Annotated in this window: 24 protein-coding genes and 1 pseudogene; 7 read left to right on the top strand and 18 right to left on the bottom strand. The window is 69.4% G+C overall.

The features are described 5' to 3' along the window. Positions 1-237: 237 nt before the first annotated feature. The 7 genes from OG948_RS57095 to OG948_RS57065 all read right to left on the bottom strand — a co-directional run bounded on the left by OG948_RS57095 (position 238) and on the right by OG948_RS57065 (position 6,761). On the bottom strand, positions 238-1,320 hold the full coding sequence (locus tag OG948_RS57095) for a maleylacetate reductase (RefSeq protein ID WP_331772969.1): 1,083 nt from the start codon (positions 1,318-1,320) through the stop codon (positions 238-240). After that, positions 1,310-2,233, bottom strand: a complete 924-nt coding sequence (locus OG948_RS57090; RefSeq protein ID WP_331772968.1) for a dioxygenase — start codon at positions 2,231-2,233, stop codon at positions 1,310-1,312. Before OG948_RS57090 ends, OG948_RS57095 begins: the two co-directional genes overlap by 11 nt. Next, a complete protein-coding gene (locus OG948_RS57085; RefSeq protein ID WP_331772967.1) occupies positions 2,230-3,060 on the bottom strand; it encodes a sugar phosphate isomerase/epimerase in 831 nt (276 codons plus the stop codon). Before OG948_RS57085 ends, OG948_RS57090 begins: the two co-directional genes overlap by 4 nt. Then, positions 3,042-3,698, bottom strand: coding sequence for a nuclear transport factor 2 family protein (locus OG948_RS57080; RefSeq protein WP_331772966.1), 657 nt, complete (start codon positions 3,696-3,698; stop codon positions 3,042-3,044). Before OG948_RS57080 ends, OG948_RS57085 begins: the two co-directional genes overlap by 19 nt. 164 nt (positions 3,699-3,862) lie before the next feature. Beyond that, positions 3,863-4,654 carry an SDR family NAD(P)-dependent oxidoreductase gene (locus OG948_RS57075; RefSeq protein ID WP_331772965.1) on the bottom strand — a complete coding sequence of 264 codons (792 nt, stop codon included), beginning with the start codon at positions 4,652-4,654 and terminating at the stop codon, positions 3,863-3,865. Next, on the bottom strand, positions 4,651-5,409 hold the full coding sequence (locus tag OG948_RS57070) for an alpha/beta fold hydrolase (RefSeq protein WP_406300810.1): 759 nt from the start codon (positions 5,407-5,409) through the stop codon (positions 4,651-4,653). The genes OG948_RS57075 and OG948_RS57070 overlap by 4 nt, the downstream gene beginning before the upstream one ends. 23 nt (positions 5,410-5,432) lie before the next feature. Next, positions 5,433-6,761 (bottom strand): MFS transporter, encoded by a 1,329-nt coding sequence (locus OG948_RS57065; protein ID WP_406300809.1) that lies wholly within the window; start codon positions 6,759-6,761, stop codon positions 5,433-5,435. A gap of 304 nt (positions 6,762-7,065) precedes the next feature. Here OG948_RS57065 and OG948_RS57060 point away from each other — a divergent pair, with 304 nt between their 5' ends. The 3 genes from OG948_RS57060 (at position 7,066) to OG948_RS57050 (ending at position 10,107) form a co-directional block, all read left to right on the top strand. Then, positions 7,066-7,815 carry an IclR family transcriptional regulator gene (locus OG948_RS57060; protein WP_331772962.1) on the top strand — a complete coding sequence of 250 codons (750 nt, stop codon included), beginning with the start codon at positions 7,066-7,068 and terminating at the stop codon, positions 7,813-7,815. 679 nt (positions 7,816-8,494) lie between these two features. Continuing rightward, complete coding sequence (locus OG948_RS57055; protein WP_331773635.1) at positions 8,495-9,028, top strand: alpha/beta fold hydrolase; 534 nt, start codon at positions 8,495-8,497, stop codon at positions 9,026-9,028. Then, complete coding sequence (locus OG948_RS57050; protein ID WP_331772961.1) at positions 9,001-10,107, top strand: hypothetical protein; 1,107 nt, start codon at positions 9,001-9,003, stop codon at positions 10,105-10,107. The genes OG948_RS57055 and OG948_RS57050 overlap by 28 nt, the downstream gene beginning before the upstream one ends. 352 nt (positions 10,108-10,459) lie before the next feature. On the opposite strand, the gene OG948_RS57045 is transcribed toward OG948_RS57050, so the two are convergent. After that, the gene (locus tag OG948_RS57045; protein WP_331772960.1) at positions 10,460-11,317 is read right to left on the bottom strand and encodes a hypothetical protein; all 858 of its coding nucleotides are present in this window, start codon (positions 11,315-11,317) and stop codon (positions 10,460-10,462) included. A 604-nt stretch (positions 11,318-11,921) separates the two neighbouring features. Here OG948_RS57045 and OG948_RS57040 point away from each other — a divergent pair. Beyond that, entirely contained in the window at positions 11,922-12,470 is a 549-nt protein-coding gene (locus OG948_RS57040; protein WP_331772959.1) for a GNAT family N-acetyltransferase, read from the top strand. A 79-nt stretch (positions 12,471-12,549) separates the two neighbouring features. Here the strand turns inward: OG948_RS57040 and OG948_RS57035 are convergent, their stop codons facing one another. From OG948_RS57035 to OG948_RS57025, 3 genes are all read right to left on the bottom strand, one after another. Next, positions 12,550-13,131 (bottom strand): transcriptional regulator, encoded by a 582-nt coding sequence (locus tag OG948_RS57035; protein ID WP_331772958.1) that lies wholly within the window; start codon positions 13,129-13,131, stop codon positions 12,550-12,552. Between the two features lie 50 nt (positions 13,132-13,181). Further along, positions 13,182-15,671, bottom strand: coding sequence for a DnaB-like helicase C-terminal domain-containing protein (locus tag OG948_RS57030; protein ID WP_331772957.1), 2,490 nt, complete (start codon positions 15,669-15,671; stop codon positions 13,182-13,184). A 1,189-nt stretch (positions 15,672-16,860) separates the two neighbouring features. Next, positions 16,861-17,334, bottom strand: a complete 474-nt coding sequence (locus tag OG948_RS57025) for a hypothetical protein (protein ID WP_331772956.1) — start codon at positions 17,332-17,334, stop codon at positions 16,861-16,863. Positions 17,335-18,128: 794 nt separating this feature from the next. Between OG948_RS57025 and OG948_RS57020 the strand changes: the two genes are divergently transcribed. The 3 genes from OG948_RS57020 (at position 18,129) to OG948_RS57010 (ending at position 19,901) form a co-directional block, all read left to right on the top strand. Beyond that, complete coding sequence (locus OG948_RS57020; RefSeq protein ID WP_331772955.1) at positions 18,129-18,311, top strand: DUF397 domain-containing protein; 183 nt, start codon at positions 18,129-18,131, stop codon at positions 18,309-18,311. Between the two features lie 98 nt (positions 18,312-18,409). Then, on the top strand, positions 18,410-19,336 hold the full coding sequence (locus OG948_RS57015; RefSeq protein ID WP_331772954.1) for a helix-turn-helix transcriptional regulator: 927 nt from the start codon (positions 18,410-18,412) through the stop codon (positions 19,334-19,336). A gap of 247 nt (positions 19,337-19,583) precedes the next feature. Further along, on the top strand, positions 19,584-19,901 hold the full coding sequence (locus tag OG948_RS57010) for a hypothetical protein (RefSeq protein WP_331772953.1): 318 nt from the start codon (positions 19,584-19,586) through the stop codon (positions 19,899-19,901). Between the two features lie 125 nt (positions 19,902-20,026). Here the strand turns inward: OG948_RS57010 and OG948_RS57005 are convergent, their stop codons facing one another. From OG948_RS57005 to OG948_RS56975, 7 genes and pseudogenes are all read right to left on the bottom strand, one after another. Then, positions 20,027-20,452 (bottom strand): DUF4259 domain-containing protein, encoded by a 426-nt coding sequence (locus OG948_RS57005; protein ID WP_331772952.1) that lies wholly within the window; start codon positions 20,450-20,452, stop codon positions 20,027-20,029. A 42-nt stretch (positions 20,453-20,494) separates the two neighbouring features. Then, positions 20,495-20,722 (bottom strand): DUF6210 family protein, encoded by a 228-nt coding sequence (locus OG948_RS57000; RefSeq protein WP_331772951.1) that lies wholly within the window; start codon positions 20,720-20,722, stop codon positions 20,495-20,497. A 37-nt stretch (positions 20,723-20,759) separates the two neighbouring features. Next, a complete protein-coding gene (locus tag OG948_RS56995; protein ID WP_406300808.1) occupies positions 20,760-21,302 on the bottom strand; it encodes a hypothetical protein in 543 nt (180 codons plus the stop codon). A gap of 203 nt (positions 21,303-21,505) precedes the next feature. Further along, positions 21,506-22,132, bottom strand: a pseudogene (locus tag OG948_RS56990) (mandelate racemase/muconate lactonizing enzyme family protein); the annotation flags it as partial. Between the two features lie 59 nt (positions 22,133-22,191). Beyond that, complete coding sequence (locus OG948_RS56985) at positions 22,192-22,314, bottom strand: hypothetical protein (protein ID WP_331772949.1); 123 nt, start codon at positions 22,312-22,314, stop codon at positions 22,192-22,194. Then, positions 22,311-22,544: a hypothetical protein gene (locus OG948_RS56980; RefSeq protein ID WP_331772948.1), complete on the bottom strand. Its 234-nt coding sequence runs from the start codon at positions 22,542-22,544 to the stop codon at positions 22,311-22,313. The genes OG948_RS56985 and OG948_RS56980 overlap by 4 nt, the downstream gene beginning before the upstream one ends. Positions 22,545-22,618: 74 nt before the next feature. Next, complete coding sequence (locus OG948_RS56975; protein WP_406300932.1) at positions 22,619-23,386, bottom strand: fumarylacetoacetate hydrolase family protein; 768 nt, start codon at positions 23,384-23,386, stop codon at positions 22,619-22,621. Positions 23,387-23,649: the final 263 nt, after the last annotated feature.

Here is a 23,649-nt window from a genome sequence, read left to right as displayed (position 1 = left end):
AGCAGCACCCGGCGTTGCAGGCTCCCGATCTTGTGGCGGTTGATGAGACCTTGCAGATCGAGGGTGGCGGTCCAGGCACGGGTCCTCCAGTGGACGGCTTCATTGGCGCCGACGGCATGGGTGGCAGGGCTTCCGCCCGAGGCTGCGCGAAGAGAGGGCGGTGGGGAGCGGGCGGGGATGCCGACGGCGCCGCTCGTTCATCCCGCGGCCGGGCACGGGCCCGGGAATGACCGCTTTCTACTGTGAGGCGCCCGGGCGGGTGGTGGGCGCGGCGCCGAGCAGGGCGTTGCCGAGGAGGTGGCGGAGGTCGGCTTCGGCGACGGGTGTGGGGTTGGCGTAGGGAGCGGCAATCGTCTGGTCGATGACGGTTTGCAGGCCGTCCTCGGGCATGCCCAGCGCCTTGAGTGACATTTCGGCGCCGAGGTCTTGGGCGAGGTGGAACAGGTGCACTGATGGCTCCGTGGTGCCCAGCGCGGCCTCCAGCGCGGTCCGCGCCGTCGACGCGGCGGGGAGGTTGACGGCGAGGACGTGCGGCAGTACGGCGGTGTGGGTCTCGGCGTGCGGGAGGTCGAAGGTGCCGCCGAGGATGTGACAGAGCTTGTGGTGCAGGGACATCGTGGTCGATCCCAGGGCGCTACCGGCGAGCCAGGCTCCGTAGAGGGCGTCCGAGCGGGCGTCGATGTCGCGCGGGTCGGCGACCAGGCGGGGGAGGGCGCCGGCGATGGCTCGCGCCGATTCCGCTGCCATGAGTGCGGTGATCGGAGAGCAGTCGGGCGCGTAGAGCGCCTCTGCGGAATGCGCGAGGGCGTTCATGCCGCTGGTGACTGAGAGTGCGGGCGGTAGCGTGACGGTCAGCTGGGGGTCGTAGACCACGGTGACGGGAAGCACTCGCGGGTCCCGGCCGGTGGTCTTGCGGCCGGCGTCGGTCAGGCCCCAGATCGTTGTCATTTCCGAGCCGGCGTATGTCGTCGGCAGGGCGATGATCGGCAGGCCGGTGTCCTTGGCAATGGCCTTGGCCAGGCCGATTGCGGAGCCCCCGCCGATGGCGATGCAGCCGTCGGCGTCGATCTCTCGGCTTCGCGCGATCCCTTTCGACGCGACGGCGACCGGGACGTGCATCGTGGCGTGCGGGTAGAGTTCCGCCACTTTGTCGCCGAGCGGAGACGTCAGCTCGGCGGCAAGGTCAACCTGCTCGGGTGTGCACACCACCATCAGGTTGTTCAGGCCAAGGTGGTCGATCTCCTCGGGCAGCCGGGTTCTCGCCCCTACCCCGAAGACGACCCGACCGGGACGGCTCTCGTGGACAAAGTCATGCTTCATGATCGCTCCGCGCGGCGAGGGGCTCGAGGACGATGTCGAACGCGAGGAGCCGGAAGGGGTTGGGGACGTTGTACTGCTCGGCGTGACGCGGATCGTCGACCACCGTGACCGGCCGGATCAACGACTGCTTCACCCCGAATACGGTGTCGGAGTCCAGGTAGGGGCTGCCTTCGACGAAGACGTGCGTGGTGAGCGGGGCGTGGCTGTCTGCTTCGCCGATGACGTGGATGTGTGCGGGGCGGTTGGGGTGCCGTTTGGTGACGGCGAGTAGCTGCCCGACCGGCCCGTCGTCGGGAATCGGGTAGTGGCGGGGAACCACGGTCCGCAACCAGAAATGTCCCTGATCGTCTGTGACGAACAGTCCGCGGAGGTTGCGCTCTGGCTGCACCTCGGGTTGCTGGACGTCGTAGTAGCCGGCTCCGTTGGCTTGCCACACGTCGACCCGCGCTCCGGGCAGCGGTGTCCCGTCGGAGGACCGGACCTGGCCGGCGAACACGCAGGGCTCACCGTTGTGGTCGAGCGAGATGGTCGCGCCCAGCTCACGCTCCGGCGACTCGACCATGTGGAACGGGCCGAGGACGGTGGAGTCCGTGGCCCCGGCAGTCTTGCGATGGTTGATCGCATTGACCAACATCGATACCCCGAGCACATCGGAGAGCAGGACGAACTCCTGCCGGGTGCTGTCGCACATGTGCCCGACATCCGTGAGGAAGTCGACGGCGTCCTGCCACTCCTCCTCCGTGGGCTCGACATCCTTGACGAACGCATGCAGGTGCTCGACCAGACTCGTCATGAGCTGCTTCAGCCGCGGGTTGGGGGTGTCGGCGAAGCTCTCGGCAACCACCTCGACGGAGCCTTCCTCCGAGAAGCCGGCGGGGCGGGCGGCGGGTTGCTCGGCCCTGCCCGTGGTCATCGGGCCTCCTCGAGGTTGGTCGTCCAGGACGGGGCGCTGAGGTTCGCACGGTCGAGGGCCATGGCGCCCGCGTCGTATGCCAGTTGGGCCGCGTCCGCGGCGGGGAGTGCGTCGAGGTCGTCGGAGAAGACCTCCACCGACGCCGGCACCCTGATGCCGCGGTCGTGCAGGGCGCCGAGCACGCCGAGGGTGTCTCCGGCGCCCTGCCCGGGGAGCAGACGTCGGTGGCGGGCCTCGTCGGCGAGGTCGGGACCGGTGTCGGGGAGCACGTCGCACAATTGCAGGGAGGTGATCGCGGACGCCGGAATATCGACAAGGTCCTCGGGCTCGGCGCCGGAGCGGAACCAGTGCCAGAGATCGAGGATGACCCCGCCGTTCGGCCGGGCCGCGGCGGCGACGACTTCCCATGCCTGGCCGAGTGTTCGAACGTGGCTGTAGGGGAGGAACTCGAAACCGACCAGCAGGCCGTGTCTGGCTGCCCGGTCGCACAGCGCCGCGAACGGCCGCACGAGATCCGACAACGGGTGCGCCGCGAACATCGGGACGTTGAGCTGCCGGACGCCGATTCGGTCGGCGAGCCGGAACATGGCCGCCTCCACCGGATCCTCGCCGGCGGCCCAGTCCCAGGTGTGCTCCAGTTCGAGCACGCGCAGACCGTGCCGGTCGAGGAGGTCGCGGATATCCGCATCCGCCATGTCGGCGTCGAGGTAGTCGGCTACGCGTAGGCCAAGGCCGGTGAAGCCGGCCGTGGCCGCCGCGGATACCCGGGTGGGCAGGTCGGCGAAGCGCAGGGTGTTCGCACTACAGGTCAGGTGCGCGGTTGGCATGTCCGAGGCTCCTCCCAGTGCAGGTCGCCCGGGGTTGCCGAATCGGCCAACCACCTCGCGCCCTCGTCGTACAGACGCTGCACGGCCTGCCCGGTCAGACCCGGGAGACCGGCCGTGACCGTGAAACCGACCTTGGTCTGCAAGTACCCGAGGTGGCGATAACCCACGGGGAAACGGTCCAGCAACGCTCGGTCGAGCTTCAGCTCAGCGGACGGATCGACCAGGTCCAGACGGTCGTGCTCGTAGATGGGCTGCCGACGTACGATCTTCCACTGACCGTCGTATCGGCGGCAGAAGTCGTAGAAGCGGCCGGTGCAGACCACGTCGACATCGACACCATCGATGCTCCCGCGCTGCTTTATCGTCATCTTCGTCTGGCTGATGGCACGGTCATCCAGGACGTCTGCGGTGTGTCCGCCCAAGAAGTGCAGAATGCTCACCCCACTGTCGAATCCGGCCCTGCTGGCAGCAATGAACTCTGTCGCCGGGCCCTGAAACCACGTCGCCGTCATCCAACCCTCGGTCGGGTCCCACACAGTGGCAAAGCGATCCCAGTCCCCGCTGTCGCGCCACAGCGCCCAGTTCTCGACCAGCTCCCGCAGCGCCAGCCTGTCCTTGTAGCTTGTCGACACCCTCATGACCTCCCCTTATTCGTGCCGGCCGACTCGAGTCGAGGCCGTAGTCCTCGGCGATCGGGCAGCCTGCAACCTCCCTGCAACACGGCAATACTGCGGGGCAAACCCTGCTCCATGCCATGGTTGCTTGTCATCCAGTGGCACTTTGACGAGACTTCGTATGCGGTTCAGTGGATGAACGGCGCGAGCTGCGTCCCGGCCGCCACATGCACCGTTTCGCCGGTGATGTTGCGGGCTCGGTCGGACAGGAGGAACGCCACGGCGTTCGCGACATCGACCGGTTCCACGAGCCTGCCCAGCGGCGACGCCGCAGCGAACCGGTCCGCGTAGGCGTTGACGAACTCCGCATCGCCCTTCTCGGCATTGAGTGGTGTACGTACGAAGCTCGGCGCGACGACGTTCGCGGTGACCCCGAGAGCGCCGAGTTCGCGGCATGCCGTACGGGTCATTCCGACGAGCCCCGCCTTCGACGCGGAGTACGACGCCGTCGCGCCGCCGCCAAGCCACACGCGTGAGCCGATCGACACCACCCGGCCGCCGCCCTGCCGACGCCACAGCGGAATGCAGTGCTTGATCATCAGTGCCGGGCCGGTCAGGTTGACATCGAGCGTCACCCTCCAGGTGCCCGCCTCGATGCTCTCCAGCGAGTGCTGTGGTTCGATGCCGGCGTTGTTGACCAGCGCGTCGACCCGGCCCCACGTCACATCGACCTGCGCGACAGCGGCCCGTACGGCCCCCTCGTCGGTGACATCGACCTCGACTCCCAGGACGCGGCGGCCGGTGGCTTCACCGGTTTCGGGAAACATGGCGGCGGCCTCCTGCGCCCCGCGGCGGTCCAGGAGTGCAACCCGGAAGCCGTCACCGAGCAGTACGGTCGCGATGGCCAAGCCCATCCCCCCGGCGCCACCGGTCACGATCGCAACGGGCGCGGGCACAGTGTCGGCCGTCGAATCGCTCACGACACACTCTCCATCCCGCCGGCCGATACGCGATGCCGGGACTCGAAGTCGATGATCGTGTGCGCTACCGCCTCCGGCATCGACAGCATCGGCGAATGGCTCGACTCCAGATCGCTCGACGACCCCAGCCGGGCCGCCATCATTCGCTGGACCTCGGGCGTACATGCCCGGTCCAGGGTGCATACAACGAAGTGAGAGGGGACCGTCCGCCAAGCCGCCTCGGTGATGACCGCGGTCCGGGCGTCGACGTGCTCGGGCGTAAGGCGCTCGACGGCGTTCGCCGCGTCAGTCGGCGAACAGTCGTGGTAGAACGCATCGCGCGCAATTTCCGGGTCGATGACCAGGTAGTCGCCGACACGGCGGATGTCGTTTACGCCGGCCTGCGACCCCGCCTTCGCGTCGTTGACCGACGCGACCGACTCCCCGGGCTCGAGGGCAAATGCGCTGACGAACACCATGGCGCGTACGTTGGGTGCGCCGCCGGCCTCTCCCAGTACGGCTCCGGAGTATGAGTGCCCGACGAGGACGACGTCATCGGGCATGTCCGCGAGGACTTGGACGAGATGGTCGCAGTGGCCCCGGAACGTGGGGTCGCCTGGAGCGCGGTCTTTGCCGGGCAAGGTGACCCGCACGCATGGGTAGCCGTTCGCTTCGAGCAGCGTCGCGACCGACTCCCAGGCCCAACCGCCGTGCCACATCCCGTGCACAAGGACGATGGTCGGCAGGCTCTCGCGGGCCCTTTCCTGATTCGACACCCGGTTCTCCTTTGTCCGCGAAGTCATTGGCTGGTGGGCAGGGAGGGACTGGAGAGGGACGGGAGATCGGCACAGCCCACCGACTCCGTGTGCCGGGTGCGCAGGCCGTAGGTCAGCCCGATACCGACGACGTAGATGCCGGAGATGACCCAGATTGTTCCGGCGACACCGATCGGTGCCACGAGCCCGGCTATCGCCGGCCCCATCAACTGGCTCACTCCCGCGCCCAGGTTCAGGACCGCCAGGGCGCTGCCGACACGGTGCGGAGCCAGCGAGGGCAAGATCGCGGACAGCGGAACAAAGCCGGCGAGCGCTGCCCCGTAGACAACACCAACGCCAAGGATCGCCCAGAAGTTCGGGCCGAGCAGTTTCGGAACGTAGTAGAGGGCGGGGGCGCTCACCGCGCAGAGAAATCCGCCGAACCACGCTACGGTCGAGATGCGGCCGACGTAGTCGCCGACGTACCCGAACAGCACGCTGCCCAGGATGTTCGCCAGCAGCATCGTCCCCCACACCTCCTGCCATTCAGAGGTGGACAGACCGACATCGCGGACCATGTAGGTACCCAGGAACACGACGAACGCGTAGAAGCCCAGCGTGTTGATCACTCGCACGATCCCGCCGATGCCCACCTTCGGACGCTCGACGACGATTTTGAGGGCGCTGGACATCGAGCGCAGGCTCGTGGCGAGGTCGGTCGGTTCCTGCCGGGGCGCCTTCACCAGGAGGAACATCACGCTTCCGCCCACCCCGATGAACACGAGCGACGAGGCGAGGGTCGCGAACTCCCCGATGAACGGGATGACGAAGCCCGCGTAGTAGGAGCTGATCACCCCGAGGCCGAGCACGAAGGAGAACCAGTACCAGCCTACGGCCTTACCCATTACCGCGTCGGGAGTGTCCCTCGCTACCCAGACGAGGAAGCCATAGGAGAAGAGCGGGTACCCCAGGCCGCGGATGCCGAAGGTGATCAGCATGAACGTGATGTCGTTCTGTGCCAGTGCGATCAGGAACGCGATCTCGAGGACCACCCAGATCACGAACCCCGCGAACATCACCCGCTGGACGGCAAAGGCCTCGGTGAGCGCAGCCGAGAGCCATGAGCCCAGGGCGACGGCGAGCCCGTAGACGCTCCATAGCAGGGAGACCTGGCCCGAGCCGAAGCCGTGCGCGTCGAGGTACGGGGACAGGAAGCCGGCTTCGATCCCGTCGCCGATCATGAACACGGTGAGCGCCACGAATCCCCAGCGAAGTTTCGGGACGATGCCCTGGCGTACCCAGAAGCTGGTCTCTTCGGGGGAGGCGGAGGCTGCCGGTGATGAAGTCATCGGCATCTCCCGGCTGACTTCCACCCAGTGGCAATGCAATTCCGGATGATTGCGTCCCGGTCCGGCGCCGGCCCTCGCGGGGCAAGTCCATTCTCGTGGCTCGTGAACACCCTCAAAACCTCCTCGTTTTCTGTCGGTCCTCCCGACCACCAGGTCGCACCTCGTGTCGGGAGGGCCGGACAAGGCTGTAACCTCTCGGCAACGCAGCGATAATGTGGCCGAAACCCGACCCCACACCAGACTTCATTGCCATTCAGTGGCAATGCCCCTTAAGCTGCCGGGCAGCTAGGACCGAGGGCGGGCCGGACAGCCAGACGAAGGTGAGAATGTGGCCGGACGAACGAATACCCCAGGCCAGACCGTCTCCCGGCGGTTGCTCGCCGTCCTTGACTGCTTCGACGTGGCTCATCCCGCACTGTCGCTCACCGAGGTGGCCACGCGAAGCGGTCTACCTGTCTCGACCGCCCGTCGGCTCATCAACGAACTCCGCAACTGGGGTGGGCTGGAGCGTCTCGAAGACGGCCGTTATCGCATCGGGATCCGGCTGTGGACGATCGGCACTCTCGCTCCGCAGCAGCGCGGGCTCCGGGAGGCGGCCCTCCCCTACATGCACGATCTCTTTCGGGCGACCCAGGAGAACATCCAACTGACGGTCCTGGATGGCCACGAAGCCCTCTGCATTGAGAAGATCTCCAGCGACAAGGCCGTTCCTACGCAGACCCACATCGGTGGTCGGCTCCCCCTGCACGCGACTGGGGTCGGGAAGGCCCTCCTGGCCTTCTCGGGTAGGGAGCTGTTCGGTGCCGTCACTGAGGCAGGCATGGTCCGCATGACGCCATACACCATCATCCAGCCCGGCCGGCTTGCGGCGGCGCTGGCCGAGGTACGCAAGTCCGGAGTGGCCTACTCCTGCGAAGAGATGACCTTGGGAGCCGTGTCCGTCGCGGCCCCGATCCTCAGGTTGGATGGCGGAGTACGCGCCGCACTCGGCATCGTGGCGCACTCCCGGGCGGCCGTGGACCGGCTTGCCCCCGCCGTGCGGACTGCGGCGCTCGGTATCGCCCGTTCGAGCAACTGAGCCGGGACGGACGGCGCATTTCTCGACAACGACGATCTAGCCAGTGCTGCATTCCTCAAGGGTGTACCTGAACTGGCGCCCTAAAGTGCGGGTCGGTGGGGGCGGGCGGTCTGCCCCAAGTCCAGGGTCGGGCTCGGGTGTTGAGTTGGGCAGGTCGCGAGAGTCGTGGCCTGCGTGATTTCGGCGGGGTTGGAAAAGGATCGGCCGGCCAGGGCGGCCTTGCGGAAGATGCGCCACCAGCTTCCTGGAGGTTGAGCCAACACGCGCCGACGGGGATGAAGGCGTGTTGGATCCTGGGGTGGTCGAGGAGCCACTCCCGGGTGGAAAAGCTGTGGCCGTGATACGGCGAAGGCGCGGTGTACGTCCGGCTCTTTGGCATTCCGTGGCCCAGCACCCCGGAATGGAAGATCGTCACCTGACCGGTTCCGTCGGTGAACAGCGCTGTCTTGCCGGCATGTCGCACGACGTGTCCCGGTTTTGCGCCCTTGAACTCGACGTCCGTCATCGGGCGGTGCCCACCCTCCGCGTGCCGGAAATGCTGTCGTTTCTCGTGAACATCCGCAGGCGATCGCTGCTGAATGTCGTCAATGGACGCTGTCGCCGGACGTGCACAAAGCCAAATTGGTGTTCGACGGCGGACTGGTCCCCGTCGTTAGCATTGGCGGATGCGAGTTGAGCCATACACGGTCGTCGTACCCGATACGGTTCTGGAGGACTACGAGAGCGCATCCGACACACCCGTTGGCCGGATGGGGCGCCTGGAGAACCGTGGAGCCAGGGCACCGACCTGGACTACCTGCGTGATCTGCTGGCGTATTGGGCGGACGGTTTCGACTGGCGGGCGCGAGAGCGCGAGCTCAACCACTACCAGCACAGGACGGCCGAGGTGGACGGTGTGCGAATTCACTTCGTGCACCATCGGGAGGCCGGTGGCAGGGTTCCGCTGATCCTGACCCACGGCCGGCCCAGCACGTTCGTGGAGCTGCTCGGCCTGGTCGACCGTCTCGGCGACCGGTTCGACCTGGTCGTGCCATCGCTGCCCGGCTACGCGTTCTCGCACCGCCCGCCGCGCGTGGGCGTCGACCGCGAGTTCGTCGCCAGCCTATGGCATCAGCTCATGCAGGGACTCGGGTACGAGCGATACGGCGCGCACGGCGGCGACTTCGGCGCCGGGTGGCCACGCACATGGCGCTGCTGCAACCCGACCGGATGATCGGCATCCACTTGAGTACGCCGGAGATCCGGCCGTACACCGGGCCGGGCACGCCGGCACTGTCGACCCAGGAGCAAGCATACGTCGACCACGTCGCACGCTGGGACGAGACCGAGCGCGGATATGGCGCCGTTGAGTCCACCCGGCCGCAAACGCTGGGGTACGGGCTGAACGACTCACCCGCGGGTCTGGCCGCGTGGGTACTGGACAAGTGGCGCTCGTGGTCGGACAGCGGCGGCGACCTCAGTTGGCCGATCAGCCTGGTGCAACAGGTCTGGGTCTTCGGGAGTTTCGCCCGGGGCGCCTGCGAGCCGCAGGATGTCGACGTGGCCGTGCGTTTCGAACGCGACGAGCGGATGCGGCAGGCGGTCGTCGAAGCCATCCTCTCCGGCCGCGCCAACCCCTATGCCCCGCTGCGCCGCGCGCTCGCCGGGACTTCACGCGGGCTGCAGTTCCAGTTCGAGGACCACGCACGGGAACGACTCCGGGCCGAAGGCACCGCCATGCTGTCGCTGTGGCAACGCGGCGACACGCTCCCCCAGGCCCGCACCGTCCTGCACTCCATCCCCGAGGACCCGTCCGCGGGCCGAGCCGAACGCCACGACATGATCGACGCGTTCACCGGCCTCGACCGGTACTTCCCCCGCCCGGTACGCGCGGAACTCATCGCCTGGCGGCAACGCGGACTCGTCGACATCACTCGGATCCCGCTCCCGGACGCCCCCGGGACACCGACCTGCTCGCGAACCCGCACCTCCGATGGGCCGTCGGCCGACGGTGGAACGACGACAGCCCACCGCGCCGCGCGGCCCTCGCGGGCCTGTCCCACCTGCTCACCCTCGGGGCCGACCTCGACGACGTCGACCCGGCCGGCCAACGCCTGCCCACCCCGCGACGCCTCGCCGGACACCGGAGCGACGCACACTGGTGGATCAACCGGAAGTGGCACGGCTACTCAGGCATCCCCCACCGCGTCCCCCGCGGAACGCCTGGCTCGAAGTCGTCCAGCCCACCCGGACCCGCCCGTTGACGCCCTGATGATCCGACCGGGACCGCACGCCGGAGCCCCACGGGGGTGAGGCGCGGCTCCCGGATCCGTGTGCCAGGCTCGATGGTTGTCACCGGTGGACCCGTCCAGGCCGGCAGAAGGGCCGGGCGAAGCAGCCTGGTTGTCACCTGGGAGGCAGGCCGGTTGTCACAGACGCTCAATCAGCCGCCTTCTTGTCACGTGACGCGCGACGGCCTCGCCGGGATGCCGGGCGAGCAGACCACGGCATGTGGCCCCGCACGTGACGCCTTGGTCGCCGGGGCGACGTTCGTCGTCTGGGACGGCCTGATCCCTGCCGAACGGCTCGCACACACCTACCGGATACGGCTCCAGCACACCCGAAAGCGCGGCCGGCCGACAGCGGATCCCCAGAGCCGGGCTCATCACTCGTCGTCGAAGTCGTAGGGAGGGATGGTCCATCGCATCACCATCTCCCCCGCTTCGCCGGCTTCGAGCGTGACCGGATGGACCCGGCCGGCGCCCCGCTCACCGCGGTGCCTGATCGAGTGGTCGCCCTGGTCCCATTCGATGCCGAGCACCCGGCAACCGCCGACCTCGATCGCACCGACATGGAGCGGATGGTGCCGGCCGGCCCGCCGGAAGCGGTGGAAATCGGTGTGTTTGTCGATCGAGACCATGAAGCCCTTGCCGTGGAAGCGGTCGCGCCAGGCGTCGAGTTCGGCCGCACGCGCGACTGCCTCGGCCACCGGGAGGTCCAGCCAACCGCGCGGTCCGTCAACGCCGTACCGCGTGATCCGCTCACCGCCGAACCGCGCGTGTGCGTCGTCCGCGTATCGGCCCCAGTAGGAGACATCGGCAAGCCCGTCGGCCGGCTCGTCGGCCATTCCCGTCCACGCGTCCAGCCCTGTGGCATCGCCGACAACCATGCCGCACCTATCGACCGGCAGGTCCCCGAGCGGCACCGGCACCGACCGATCCGCAGTCCCGGGCCACGGAAGACCGAGGCCGATCTCCAGGGTCGCGATCGTCGGCTCCTCGTCGAACGGGGACGGCGAGGTGCTCGCCCTCACCCTCAACCTCCGGTCGTCGGCGGCCGGGACCGCGACCGCCTCGCACAACCACTCACGAAGACGACCTCCTCCCGACGACGCCGCCACCCCCGCGCGCGTGGACAGGGGCCGGCCCGGTGCCCGCCAGTGGTCGATCCCTCCGGCCATGCCGAGCACCAGCACACCGGACGGCGCATCGACAAATCCCAGATCGACGAAGGTCTCAGACATACGCCGATCGTGCCTTCCCGGTACGACAGCGTCGGTACGAGCTGTCGGCGCCCGCCGCCAGAGCCTCCGCGCTGCGGCAACCACCCGACCGCACTGCCGTCCACAGCACGATGCCCCCGTCGACACGCCGACGAAGGCACAGCACTGCCACGCTCGAACGGGTGAGTCATCGGCCTGCGAGTCTCACGACCGCTTCATAAATGCGGTCCATATGAAGCCAGTTCAGAGATTACGAAGCGCGGCGGGAGACCCTACAAGTTTGTAGGGTCTCGCAGTTCGTGTCCTGCGCCGACGCTGTGACCTGGGACTTCTCGCGGTGTCTCACGACGTATCCGGTCCCGGAATCTCACGACCGTGTCCGCATCCTCGGATCGGACGCTGAGCGCGCCCCACTGACCTGCGCAGTCTCACGAAGGGACATTCATAGGACATCGGTCGTGAGATTAGGTGTGCCGAAGCTGGATGGTTGTCACCAACCGAGCGGGGTGACCTGGCTGTTTGTGATGTGTAAAGCAGGCTGGTTGTCACCCACGAGGCATGCTTCTTGTCACTATCGGCGAATGTGTCACGGGAGAACTCGGGCGCACCGTCAAGAATGTCCCCCATGGCCCATCGCATCCTCGCTCCTCACCCCGCCGACGCCGAGGCCGTGGCCCGGATGCAGTTGAGGGCATGGCTCCAGACGTACCCCAACGATGCGGCGGGGATCGATGAGACGTGGATCCGGGAACAGCGTGGGTCCGCTGTCACCGCGGAAGGCATCACACGGTGGCGAGAGTTCATCGAGGAGGCCGGGCGGCAGCCGAACCTGCTCTTCTGCCGTGTCGTCCTGACCGAGGCAGAGATCGTCGGGTTCCTCTGTGGCCGCCGAGACGAGACGGTTTTGCTCGGACCGATGTATCTGCTGAACGAGGCCCAGGGCCAAGGCATCGGACACGGGCTGATGGGCGAGTTCCTCCCGTGGGCGGAAGACGCGCCGATACGCCTCTGGGTGACCGACTACAACAAGAGGGCGATCAGCTTCTACGAGCACTACGGATTCAAGCTCACCGGCGAGCGTGAGTTCTGGCGACGCCGGTTGCCCAATGTGCGCATGGTTCGCGACTCCATGCCGAACCATGTGAAGACAGCCTCCGACCACGGAATCCGGTGACAACAACCCTGCCTTTGTGGCAACTACAGTGCTTTGGCTCACTGAGAAAATGACACGCGATTTGAGAACCTACAGTTGATCAGGCTGCGAATCCGACCCCGGAGGCGAACTCGAAGCCGCCCCAGTCGGATCCGAGATCGGCCAACACCTCGTCGGTCCACAGGTCGTCGAGCATGCGTTCGTCGCCGGCCGCCCAGGCGCGCACGATCGCGTCCCAGCGGCGGACGTTGACGCTGCGGTGCCCGGCCACGCCCGCCCGGCGGTGCGGCTCGCGTACGCCGGACTGGTCGTGGGGATGCAGTTCCACACGGGTGCCGCGGCCGTTGTTGTTCAGGCGACGAGTCAGCGACGGGGCCACGTTGCGCCGGCGCAGGTCGCGGTAGGCCGCGTCGATCCGGCGCAGGTTGGCGCGGTTGGGGGTCTGGTCCTCGGCGAGCCAGGCGACAAGGGTGCGGGGTGTGACGGCGATCCCGGCGGTGTCCATCGCCTCGTAGCCGGCGGTGGAGGCGGTGAGGTAGCGCAGGCGTGCGGCGAGGCCGCGTTCGGTGTCGACGGGCGAGGTGACGCCGTCGGCGAGTTCGTCCAGGCGCTCGGCGGCCAGGGCGGACGCGCGGGCGCCGCGCATCCCGTACTTGCCGGGCTCCAGGGAGCGGTACGGCATCCGCGGTCAGGTCCTTTCGTGCGCGGCGGGGGCGGGTCGGCGGTGGGGCGTCATGTCCTGTCCTTGGTTTCGAGGATGTAGGCGTCCTTGACCTTCACGTCGCCGACGCCGCGGCCCTCGGTGAAGACGGTGCGCCAGTCGCCGCCGGTGAGGTGGAGTTCGTCGGTGCCCATCACCCGCACCACGGCAAGGCCGCCTTGGTGGGCCTTGAAGGCCTTGACCCACAGGTTGGAGAACGCCTGGGAGCGGATGATGTGCATCCAGTCGGGGCGATTGATCTCCCGGTTGTAGTTCGAACCACCCATCGTGGACACGAGTTTGGCGTACATCTGCTTCACGTAGTCCAGCGTGACGTCGTCGCCCTCGGCGATCGCGGTGTCGCGGGCGTCGCGCAACGCGGTCCGCAGCCGCTCCAGGAGGTTCTCGGTCGCCACCGCAGTCCAGGACTCCAGGATCCGCGGTTCCTCGCACAGGCGTCCGTAGGCGGGCGACGCGCACCGCAGGAGCAGCCGCAGGGTGGGGTCGGTGATCCACAGCGGGCCCGGCTCGTCCCGGTCGCCGAGCGGGTTCGGGAGATCGTCGTGGTCCCAGGCCGGGGGCTCGATCAGGTAGATGCCGGCGCGGCGGCGTTTGCGCCCGCGCGGTCCGTCGAAGTCGTCCAGGTCGGGGCCTGCGCGGTGTTCGAGCGGGCCGATCGGCAGGTGGGCCTTGAGCGCGGACAGGTACGCGGCGTTCATGTCCAGCGCGGTGACCTCGTGCTCGCCCGGGGGCAGGTACTTGTTGCGCCACTTGGGGCGCGCCTCCCATACCGCGTCCGACTCCTCCTTGCTGCGCTTGCGCAACAGGTCCGGCAGAGGCGGATACCAGGTGTGCTCGTACCGGGACCCGGCCCGCGACAGGCGCAGGAGTTCCATCACGTCCGGGATCGCCCGCCGGGCCAACGCCTCGCTCGCGGCGGTCATGTCCCCCTCGGCGGCGGCGAGTTCCTCCGCGACGGCGCCCGCGATCGCGCCGGGCAGCGGGTCCTCGTCGGTGTCCACCACGACCCTGTGTCCCTTCTTCGACGCGGCCGGAACCTTCGACGCGGTGGACGCCGAGCGGGCGGTCCCGCGTCCGGGCGCGGACGACGTACGGGGGGCGGTCGCCGGTGCGCCGGGCGCAGGCCGGTTCTGTCGGCCCTCGGCTCGTTCGCGAGGAGCGGGGGCGGGGGTCTTGGTGCTGTCGGCCGGGGGCGCGTCGGCCGGGCCGGTCTCGGTCGAGGCGGTCGAGGCCAGCAGGGGGTCGGTGAAACGGACGTGGGCGAGGTCGGCGTGCAGGGCCGCCTGGGCGACCGGGCCCAGGTCGCGTTCGGCGACGATCGCGAACGCCTGCTCACCCTCACGCGTCAGATGCACCACGGTGTCCGCCTCGGCCCACGCCGCCGCGACCTCCGGAGGTTCACCCGCACCGGTCTCCCATACGGCCACCACCGGCACGTCCAGGTCCGTCGCCAACCGACGCAACGCGCCCACACCCCGCCGGACATCGGAGCCCGCGGGACCGGTAGTGGCGGGGAGGAGATGGTTGAGCGGATCCACCACGATCAGACAGAGGCCCGCGATGTCGGCTGCGGTCGCGCGCAGCAGGTCCAGGGTCAGGTCGGCGCCGTCGTCCAGGAGCAGCCCCCCGGCGGCCAGGCGGGTGGACGCGGCATCTGCGGCGTGGCGTTCGGTGTCGGCGAGGGTGCCCGCGCGCAACCTGCGGTGGTCCACCCCGGCGGCGGCCGCCGTCAGACGGGCGGCGATGTCGGCGCGGGGGCGGCCGGGCGTGCACGAGAGCACCGCGTTCGGCGCGTCGGGGTCGTCGGCCGGGGCCAGGGTCGCGGACAACACGGTGCCCGCCGCGAGCAGGCCCGCGCCGGCGCCGGGCACACCGACCACCACCACCAGGCGACCGGGCAACGCGCCGCCGCCCAAAGCCTCGTCCAGGGCGGCGGGGCCGAACGAGACCGCGCGTCGGCGGGCGGTGGTCGCCTCGCCCAACGCCGTCGCGAACCCCGCGACACGCCGCCCGATCTTCGGGGCCGTGGACGGCGCCGGTGCAACGACGTCGGTCTCCCGGTGCGGGATCGCGGCGGCCGGCACGGCCGGGACGGTGGCGGCCGCGCGGGTACTCGCGGGCGTAGCTGTGGGGGCGGGTGCCGCGGAGAGGTGGGTGATCTGGGCGTAGACGGTGCGGTAGCGCAGCACCAGCTGCGGTGTGCCCGTCGCGGCGGCGCGCACGAGGTTGCCCAGGTGCTGCCGGGCCGCGGTCATCGTGAACACCGGCAACTCGCCCTGCGCGGCTATCACATCCGGGGTGGGTGGCGCCAGCACGGCCCGGACGCCGTGGGGGGCGTGGATCACGATCCGGGCGCCGGCGGCGGCGTCGGCCACCATCTGGGCCCATTTGCGGCGGACCTCCTCCACACCCAACGCCACGTCCGGACCGGACCCGGCCGGGAGGTGGCGCGGGGGTTCGGTGCGCTCGTCCTGATCGGACGCCCGGCTCTCGTCGCTCATCCGTCCGACCTCTCCCACGGCGGCAAACCGACTCCTCTGATCCTACCGTGATCCGACGCGAGAACCTGGCGAATCATAAGGAATTCGAGCGGGGGATGCGGGGGTTGGCGATGCTCGCGCACGTCCCGGATGTGACCACGCCTGGTTGACGGCGGTGTCGAAATGCCGTTGACGGCCCGGCGGCCGGACCCGCCCGGTGTCGGTGATGTTCACCGGTGGTGGTGCGTCCCGGTCGGTCGTTGTCGGTCGTTGTCGGCCGGGGGCGTCGTGGGCTCCGGCAGCGCACGCTGCAGGTGTGCGACGCGGGGACCGCCGGGTGCGGACACGGGGCGGGGTTCGGGTCGGGGATCGCTCCGGGGCGGCCGCGGAAAGTCCGGGAGGGGTTCGCGGGCGAACCTCCTCGCGGATTCGAGTTCGCGTCGTGACTCCTCGCACAGGCGGACGAGTCTCTCCTCGGCCCAGGGGGCCGGCCAGAGCTGGAGGAGATAGGAGTCCCCGCTTCCGCGGCCGGCGCGTTCCTCGCCGCGGTTGTTCACGTACACCCGCACCCGGTAGTCCCCGGGGCCGAACGCGGCGAGGTCGCCGAACAGGAACGGATGCCGGACTCGAGCACACGCAGCCCTCCCGAGGGAACCGCGACGGAGACCTCTGCGACATCCTCCCAACCGGGCTCCAGAGGCGGCTCCCGGTCCAGGATCTCGGTGGCCGGCGGCACCTCACCGGTTTGTGTCCCGGTGGTGATGCGCACCTCCTGCCCACGTGCCGAAACCAACCCCGTCGTCAAGGAGTGCGGCCAGCCCCGAGGCCGTTCCTCCCCGGGCGCGAGGTAGAAGCTCCCGTACTCCGTGAAAACGGTGCCCCGTGTTCTGTCGGCCATACCGCCTCGCCTCCCCAGGAGCCTGCCCCGACGTCGAACCCAGCCCCGCGAGGATACGTTTGTTGCCGTGGAAGGCCCCGAGGACAGCGCCGGCGGTGTTGTGCCGGGCCGGCGGTGAAGTGGCCCGGTCGGCCCGGGAGTACGGGAGGGCTCGGCGCGAGGAACTCGACCGCCGACCGGCGGGCGCGCCGCACGCCGACCACCGAGGTCACCGCCCGAACCCTTGGCCCCGGATGCGGGATTTCAACGGTGCCGGTCGCACTGACGGCGACCCTGGCGTAACGGCGACGGCGGCCGACTCGACTCGACCGCTCATGCCTCGGCGCTGCGGGCGGCGACGCGAGGGGCGTCGGGAGCGAGCAGATGTTCCACGCAACGCGGCAACCCGGTGTCGTCGGAGGCGATCATGTGCATCCACGGAACGGGCGCCATCACGCGGGCGAGTTCGTCGGTCACGGTCGCATCGAGGACCTCGCGTAGTTCGTCGGGTATCGGGTCGTCCACCAGGCACAACCATGCCAGGGCCGCGCTCACCCGCACCTCCGCCGGCCGTCCCGGGTCCGCCCAGCACGCCCGTATCCAGGCGACGGCCCCCTCGTCCGGATGCTCCCGGGCCAGTTGGGCGATCGCCAGGACCAGACACGCCCGCACCCGCGCGACCTCCTCCACACGCAGGCGACCGTGCAATGCCGCTAGAACGCCACCGATTTCGCCGGAGGCTGCGGCAAGGACGTAGGCCGCCAGGCAGCGCACCTCGGGGTCGGCGTCGTCGAGCAACGCCGTCACGATCCCCGCGTCGGCGCCGATCGCGTCGCGTGCCGCGGCGATCGACCAGTTCTGCAGGTAGCCGCAGGCGGGGAACGCCCACTCGTCGTCCGCGTAGCCGACCAGGAGCAGGTCTCCGCGGCCGAATCCGTGAAGGTCTCCGGCGGCGTCGGGACGCTATCGGTCGCCACCGACACGAACGCGCCGCATCCCCTGGGGCGCCACCGGGCAGAGTCCACAGCCGGCCGGGCAGCCGCTCGGCGAACAGTGCCTCCCGTCGACGAAACCCGTCGTCGGTGTCGTCCCGGACCATGCGGCCGTCACACCGTGACCGGGCGACACCGTCGTTCCGTTCGGTGACCACGTCACCGGTCCGTGCCGGCACGGCCGTGACACGACGACTCCCGTATCCCCCGGGCCTTGCCGGGGGTACAACCCCATGCCGTGCGGGTCGTGGCGGGCAGACCCGGTCCCGAACAGGTGCCCGGCGCGCGGGTAGGACGGCCTGCCCCGGCCGATGATGGGGTCCCGGTCGGCAAGGCCCGGCGCTCGCGGTCCCAGTGGCCCGTGATCGTTTTCGACCGCGTCACGGGAACGGTTCGCCGGTGGGGAAGTCGCCACCCTTTCGGGAGACTTCGCTCCCCTGTTTCCGTGACTAGCATCGTCCCAATCGGCCCGTGCAATTGCATATGGCGTTGCACGGCGGCGCGGCGCCTCCCTTCGAGGCGTGCGGATCGGCGGATGAGGAAGTGGTGATGGACGTGCGCGAGGGTGTCAACGGTGCGCCGGCGGCTTCGTTGGGTGTGACGGAGTGAGTGAAGAGCGCGGCAAGTTCGGCAACGGGTCAGTGTGTGGAGTTGGGCGTGGTGCCCGGTGGTAGTGTCGCGGTGCGGAATTCGTGGGATCCGCAGGGGCCGGCGTTGGTATACACGAGGGCGGAGGTCGCGATGTTCGTGGCCGGGGCCAAGGCGGGCGAGTTCGACCGTCTTCTCGAATAGGCACCGCTGCGGTGTGATCGTGTGATCGGCGGACGGGGGTGTGCGCCTTTGGAATACTGGCGCGTACACCCCCCTTTTGTTCCGCTGGGAGTCGCCGCGTGTCCCTGTCCCCCGACCCCGCCACGAGCGCCACCCGCGAGGCCGGTCCCGATCCGCTGCCCGATCGGCCGGCCGCGGCGGTGAAGGTGCTGGGGTCGATGCTGCGGGACCTGCGGCTGGAGAGCGACATGGGGCTCAAGGCCGCCGCGGACGTCGTGCACGGGTCCACGTCGAAGATCTCACGGCTGGAGCGGGGCGAGAGCCCGCCCAAGCACCGCGACGTGATGGAACTGCTCAAGGCCTACGGGGTGCGCGAGCCGGGCACGTTGGCGACCGTCGAGGACCTGCTGCGCAAGGCGGTCCAGAAGCCGTGGTGGCACCGGTACGCCGATGTAACCCCGGGCTGGTTGCGGCGGTTGATCAGCCTGGAGGAGTCGGCCACCCGGATCAGCACCTGGGAGGTCCACGTGGTCCCGGGCCTGCTGCAGACCCCGGAGTACGCGCGCGCGGTCATCCGCAACAGCCTGCCCGACGCGGACCCGGGCGAGATCGACCAGCGCGTGGCGCTGCGGCGCGGCCGCCAGGAGGTGTTGGGCAACGGTCAACGCACGCAGATGCTGATCGCGTTGCTGGACGAGAGCGTGCTGGAGCGTCCGGTGGGCGGGCCGGCGGTGATGGCCGGACAGATGCGGTTCCTGCTGGAGGCGATCGAACGCCGCTGGATCCAGGTGCGGATCGTGCGGTTCGCCAAGTCCGCGAAGCTGACCCCGCCGTCCTCGATGACCTTGTTGCGGTTCGCGCACGGCGGTCTGCAGGAGCTGGTGTACCTCGAACACGTCGAGGCGGCCACCTACCTGAGCCGGGTCAAGGACGTCGAACGCTACCGCGCGCTGCTCGAATCGCTGTACCTGGCGGCGGAGTCACGGGCCCGCAGCAAGGCCATGATCCGCGAAGCCCACGACCGCTACCGGGCACAGGCGACCTGACATCCGCGCGACACTCGGCGTCCTGCTCGCCACCGGCGACTGTGAGCGTGGGGCGCCTGTTCGGTCGTCGGTTCCACACGGGGCGCCAGGTCTGGTATCTGCCCCGGAGAGAGGATGCGGCCGCGGCGGCGACGTCCGCGCGGGGGCCGGCCGCGCAGCCTCGAAGGAACTCCCGGACCCGAGGGCCGGACCAGCCCGCCGCGGCGGCCGCCGCCCAAAAGCGCAGCCCGTCGTGGGGTCCCAGGGGGTGGAGGAAGTCGAGGAGGTGGTCGACGGTTTGTGGGTCGAGACGCAGGCGTTGCAGGGCGACGGCGCGCAGGGCGCCGTCGGCGAGAGCCGCGGTGCCGCTGTCCATGCACCAACGCAAAGCGCCGGCCGGGTCCTCGAGGGTACTCAGTCGCACGATGGCGTCGCCGAGGGCGTCGTACACCGCGTTGGCGTCGAAGTGCCGTCGGGCGAGTTCGCGCAGCGGTTCGAGCGCGGGCCGGTGGCCGCACGCCCCCAGGGCCATGACCAGCTGGTATTGGGTCTCCCAGGTGCGACGATCACGCACCTCCCGCTGTAGGGCGTCCAGCAGCGGCGGGCCCGCGGCCGGTTGTGCGAGCCGGCGCAGGCGTTTCGCGGCCGAGCGCCGTTTGGCGGAACGCGCATCGCCGAGTTGTTCCACGGCTTCGCCCAACGTCGGTGCCATCACGTGCCGTCCGGGCGGGTCTCGGCGCCGGCGCAGATCCGCCGTGTGTGGGTGATGTTTCGCCGCCATCGGGGACCGTCGCCGGTCTCGTCCCACAGGTCGGCGAGTTCGGAGTTTTCGGCCAGGACTCGGTCGAGCGCGTCGAGCGCGAGGGCGCGCAGGTCGAAGGAGAGTACCGGGATGGATTCCTCGGGGCCGTGGGAGGAGGTGATCGGTGCTCCTCCCGGGCATTGGGCCGCGATCAGGGCGGCGGCCGCGACGGCTTCCGCCCCTTCGAAGGCGTCGAGGTAGCCCCGGGTGGCGATCGTGGAGGTGAGCGCGGTGCGGAGGACGTTCTCGCGCTCCGTTTCGGGGGCTTCGTCCAGGGTGTCGGCGAAGTCGGCGCCCATGTCGTTGTCGAAGGGGCCGATGTCCCAGCTGCCCATGCCGTTCCTCTCGCTTCACTCTCTCGCGCATGTTCGCATCGATCACCGACACACGGCCGGCGACGCGAGCGCGGCGCATTCGAGGCCGTCGGCACCGCGTGGATACGGCGGCTGACGATGACAGTCGGAGTCGGGCCACACGAGGATGCCGTCTCCGAACTCGGTGGTCACGGGGATCCACGCCTCCGATGCCTCGGACAGGCGGGATTCGTCGACGTGGACGGGCGTTCCGGGTCGGCCGGTCCGCCGACATCCTCGCGCTCGGCACACCTTGGTGAACGCCCCCGCCGTATCGCGTTCCCAGGGGTCAGCCGTCGGCTGTCGGCAGGCCCATAGCGCGCAGCAGTTCGAAGAAGTGGTGCTCGGCGAACTCGAGGCGATCCGCCGACAGGATCTCCAGCACCTTCGCGGGCTCGGGGCGCCAACCCGCCGCCTCCGCCCAGGTGCAGGCCTCGCGGGCCCGCTGCGGCATCTCGTCCCTGATACGGCTGTGCGCCGCGTCCCACGCGGCTTGGTAGGCCGTGCCCGGCATCCCGGTCTCGTCCTCGTAGCAGATGTCGTTCGGGACTTCGTAGTCCGCCGCGAGTTCGGGCGTGAACCAGGTCTCGAACAAGCCGGCCCCGTCCGACCAACCCTGGACGAACCCGGTGTCGCTGTCGCAGATGTACACAACCAGCGCGGGACGGCCGGTCTGCCCCACCAGCGTTCGCAGCGTCTGCGGTGTGTGGCCGGGCAGTCCGTGATGCACGACCACCGTCTGCCGGCCGTCACCGTGGACGAGGGGTACACCGACGCATCCCTCGTCGCCATCCCGGCAGACGCCCGCGCTCAGCGGTTCCAGTTCCGACAACGACCGGGCACTGCGGGCCACGACATACTCGCCCCAAAAGCCCATGACACGCCTCTCGTTCCGCGGGTGCGCCGCGAACCTATCGCCGGGCACCCACATCGCTTCCGGCTGCCACCGCATGCTCGTCCCCCGCGATGGTCTCGCCCTTCAGGAGGCGGTCCGGCGCGCAGTCGCGATCGAGGCGCGAGACGAACGTGCGGTGCGCGGCGGGCCTCGGCCGCGGTCATCGACTGGTTGGCGTCGACCATGATGTCGAGCCCGTCCCCGACGGCCTCGCGTACCGCGCGCAGGCGTTCGACGTCCTGCTCGATCCTGGGTTGGCCCACCTTGAGTTTGACGCCCTGCCAGCCGGCGGCCTGTGAGGCCAGCGCCCCGGCGACGAGTTCGTCGGTGCTCAGGTGCAGCCAGCCGCCCTCGGTGTCGTACAGCGGCACTTCGGGGCGGAAGCCGCCGGCCATCCGCCACAGTGGCTCGTCGGCCCGCAGGCAGCGCAGGTCCCACAGCGCGGTGTCCACCGCGGCCAGCGCGAGCGAGGTTATCGCGCCGACGGTGGTCGCCCGGGTGGCCGCGAACAGGTCGTGCCACACCCGTTCGATCTCTCGGGCGTCGCGTCCGGCGAGCCGGGGCAGGAAGTGGTCGCGCAGTATCGCGAGCACGGAGGTTCCGCCGGTGCCGATCGTGTACGAGTAGCCGGTGCCGATGTTCCCGTCGTCGGTGGTCAACTCGACGAAGACGGTTTCCTGCTTCACGAATGCCTGTACCGCGTCGGTGCGTTCGGTTTCCACCTCCACGTCGAGCGTGAAGGCACTCGTCTTGATGATCCTGGTCATGGGGTCTCCGGGGTCGTGGGTGTGGGTGCGCGTGCGGTGTGGTGGGAAGGCGAGATGTCTCAGGGGCGGGACCGGACCGAGGTCTTGAAGCCGTTCATCAGCCGGTTGGTCTTGGTCTGGCGCTCGGCGTCGTAGGTGCCGACGTCGTCCCGGGTGACCGCGAAGGAGCCTGAGTCGATCACGGCGCCGGGAGCGCGCGGTGCATTCCCGGGCCTACAAGCGGCTCGGCGCCCGCCGAGCCGACGTGTGCCCGGCCGGCCGGGTTCTGCGCGACGGTCGCGGACACCGAGCCGTCGGAGATGCCGGCCGGGATCTTCGGGCCGTCGTCGATGGCGGCCACCTTGATCGACAGGTTGCCCTGCTTGATCTCGGTGGCCGCGGCCACCGCCGGGTTGTAGGCGGTTGCCCACATGCGCCTCGTTGCTGCTGGTACGCCACACACGATCCACGCCACGGTCCGGTCACGGTCGGTGCGCCACTGTCGGCTCAGGCCTGTTCGAAGACTTGGCGTTGAGTGCCCAGCCCCGCAATCTCGAGTTCGACGACGTCGCCGGGGCGCAGGTATGGAGTGTCCGGTAGCCCCAGGGCGACTCCGGTCGGGGTTCCGGTGTTGATGACGTCGCCGGGTTCGAGGACCATGTATTGGCTCAGGTACCAGACGATGTACGGCACGTCGAAGATCATGTTCTCGGTGTTGCCGTGCTGGCGCGGCACGCCGTCGACGGACACGCGGAGCGCGAGCGACTGTGGGTCGACCTCGTCGGGGGTGACCAGCCAGGGGCCGAGCGGGTTGAAGGTCTCGCAGGATTTGCCCAGGTCCCGCTGTCCGGAGTACTCCAGTTGGAACTCGCGCTCGGAGACGTCGTTGCTGATCGTGTATCCGGCGATCACGGGGGCGGCGGCGTCGTTGGGCGAGTCGAGGTAGCTGGCCCGTTTGCCTATCACCACGGCGAGTTCGACCTCCCAGTCGGTCTTCGTCGAGCCCCGAGGGATCGAGACCGTGTCGCGTGGGCCGACGACGGTGGCGGGGTCCTTCAGGAAGACCACCGGCCGAGAAGGAATCGGCGCGCCGGTCTCCTGCGCGTGGTCGCGGTAGTTCAGGCCGATGCATACGACCTTGCCCGGACGGGTCACCGGGGCGCCGATCCGTACGCCGGCGAAGGGGAGTTCTCGCAACAGCCCGGTTTCGGCGGCGACCCGGATCCGGCGGTCTGCGAGCGGGACTGGGCCGCGCACGTCGGCGAGGTCGAGCACGCCGCCGTACCGCTGCCCGAGGACGTCGCCCGACTGTTCCGACAGGTCGAGGAACGGTTGGACACGCTGTCCGACGACGCGCCGCTGGTCGCGCTGCGCGCGGTACGACTGCTGCGGACGACCGTCGCGGAGGTCGGCCCCTGCGCGGCGACGTCCGCACGCTACGAGCACGACGTCGAGACGATCGGCCGCGCCCTGGGCCTGCCGGAGAAGGAGACCACTGCCTGCCTGAGCCGGTACGCGCGCTGGTGGCCGTTCCCAGG

Source organism: Embleya sp. NBC_00888 (assembly GCF_045207655.1).
GTDB lineage: Bacteria > Actinomycetota > Actinomycetes > Streptomycetales > Streptomycetaceae > Embleya.
The sequence above is the reverse complement of the archived record's forward strand: the minus strand, read 5'-3'. Positions and strand labels throughout refer to the sequence as shown.

What these genes read in the sequence shown, in the direction of transcription:
- OG948_RS57095 (WP_331772969.1), bottom strand. Translation starts at nt 1,320, where the DNA reads ATGAAGCATGACTTTGTCCACGAGAGCCGTCCCGGTCGGGTCGTCTTC.
- OG948_RS57090 (WP_331772968.1), bottom strand. Translation starts at nt 2,233, where the DNA reads ATGACCACGGGCAGGGCCGAGCAACCCGCCGCCCGCCCCGCCGGCTTC.
- OG948_RS57085 (WP_331772967.1), bottom strand. Translation starts at nt 3,060, where the DNA reads ATGCCAACCGCGCACCTGACCTGTAGTGCGAACACCCTGCGCTTCGCC.
- OG948_RS57080 (WP_331772966.1), bottom strand. Translation starts at nt 3,698, where the DNA reads ATGAGGGTGTCGACAAGCTACAAGGACAGGCTGGCGCTGCGGGAGCTG.
- OG948_RS57050 (WP_331772961.1), top strand. Translation starts at nt 9,001, where the DNA reads ATGGCGCTGCTGCAACCCGACCGGATGATCGGCATCCACTTGAGTACG.
- OG948_RS57045 (WP_331772960.1), bottom strand. Translation starts at nt 11,317, where the DNA reads ATGTCTGAGACCTTCGTCGATCTGGGATTTGTCGATGCGCCGTCCGGT.
- OG948_RS57040 (WP_331772959.1), top strand. Translation starts at nt 11,922, where the DNA reads ATGGCCCATCGCATCCTCGCTCCTCACCCCGCCGACGCCGAGGCCGTG.
- OG948_RS57035 (WP_331772958.1), bottom strand. Translation starts at nt 13,131, where the DNA reads ATGCCGTACCGCTCCCTGGAGCCCGGCAAGTACGGGATGCGCGGCGCC.
- OG948_RS57030 (WP_331772957.1), bottom strand. Translation starts at nt 15,671, where the DNA reads ATGAGCGACGAGAGCCGGGCGTCCGATCAGGACGAGCGCACCGAACCC.
- OG948_RS57005 (WP_331772952.1), bottom strand. Translation starts at nt 20,452, where the DNA reads ATGGGCAGCTGGGACATCGGCCCCTTCGACAACGACATGGGCGCCGAC.
- OG948_RS56980 (WP_331772948.1), bottom strand. Translation starts at nt 22,544, where the DNA reads ATGTGGGCAACCGCCTACAACCCGGCGGTGGCCGCGGCCACCGAGATC.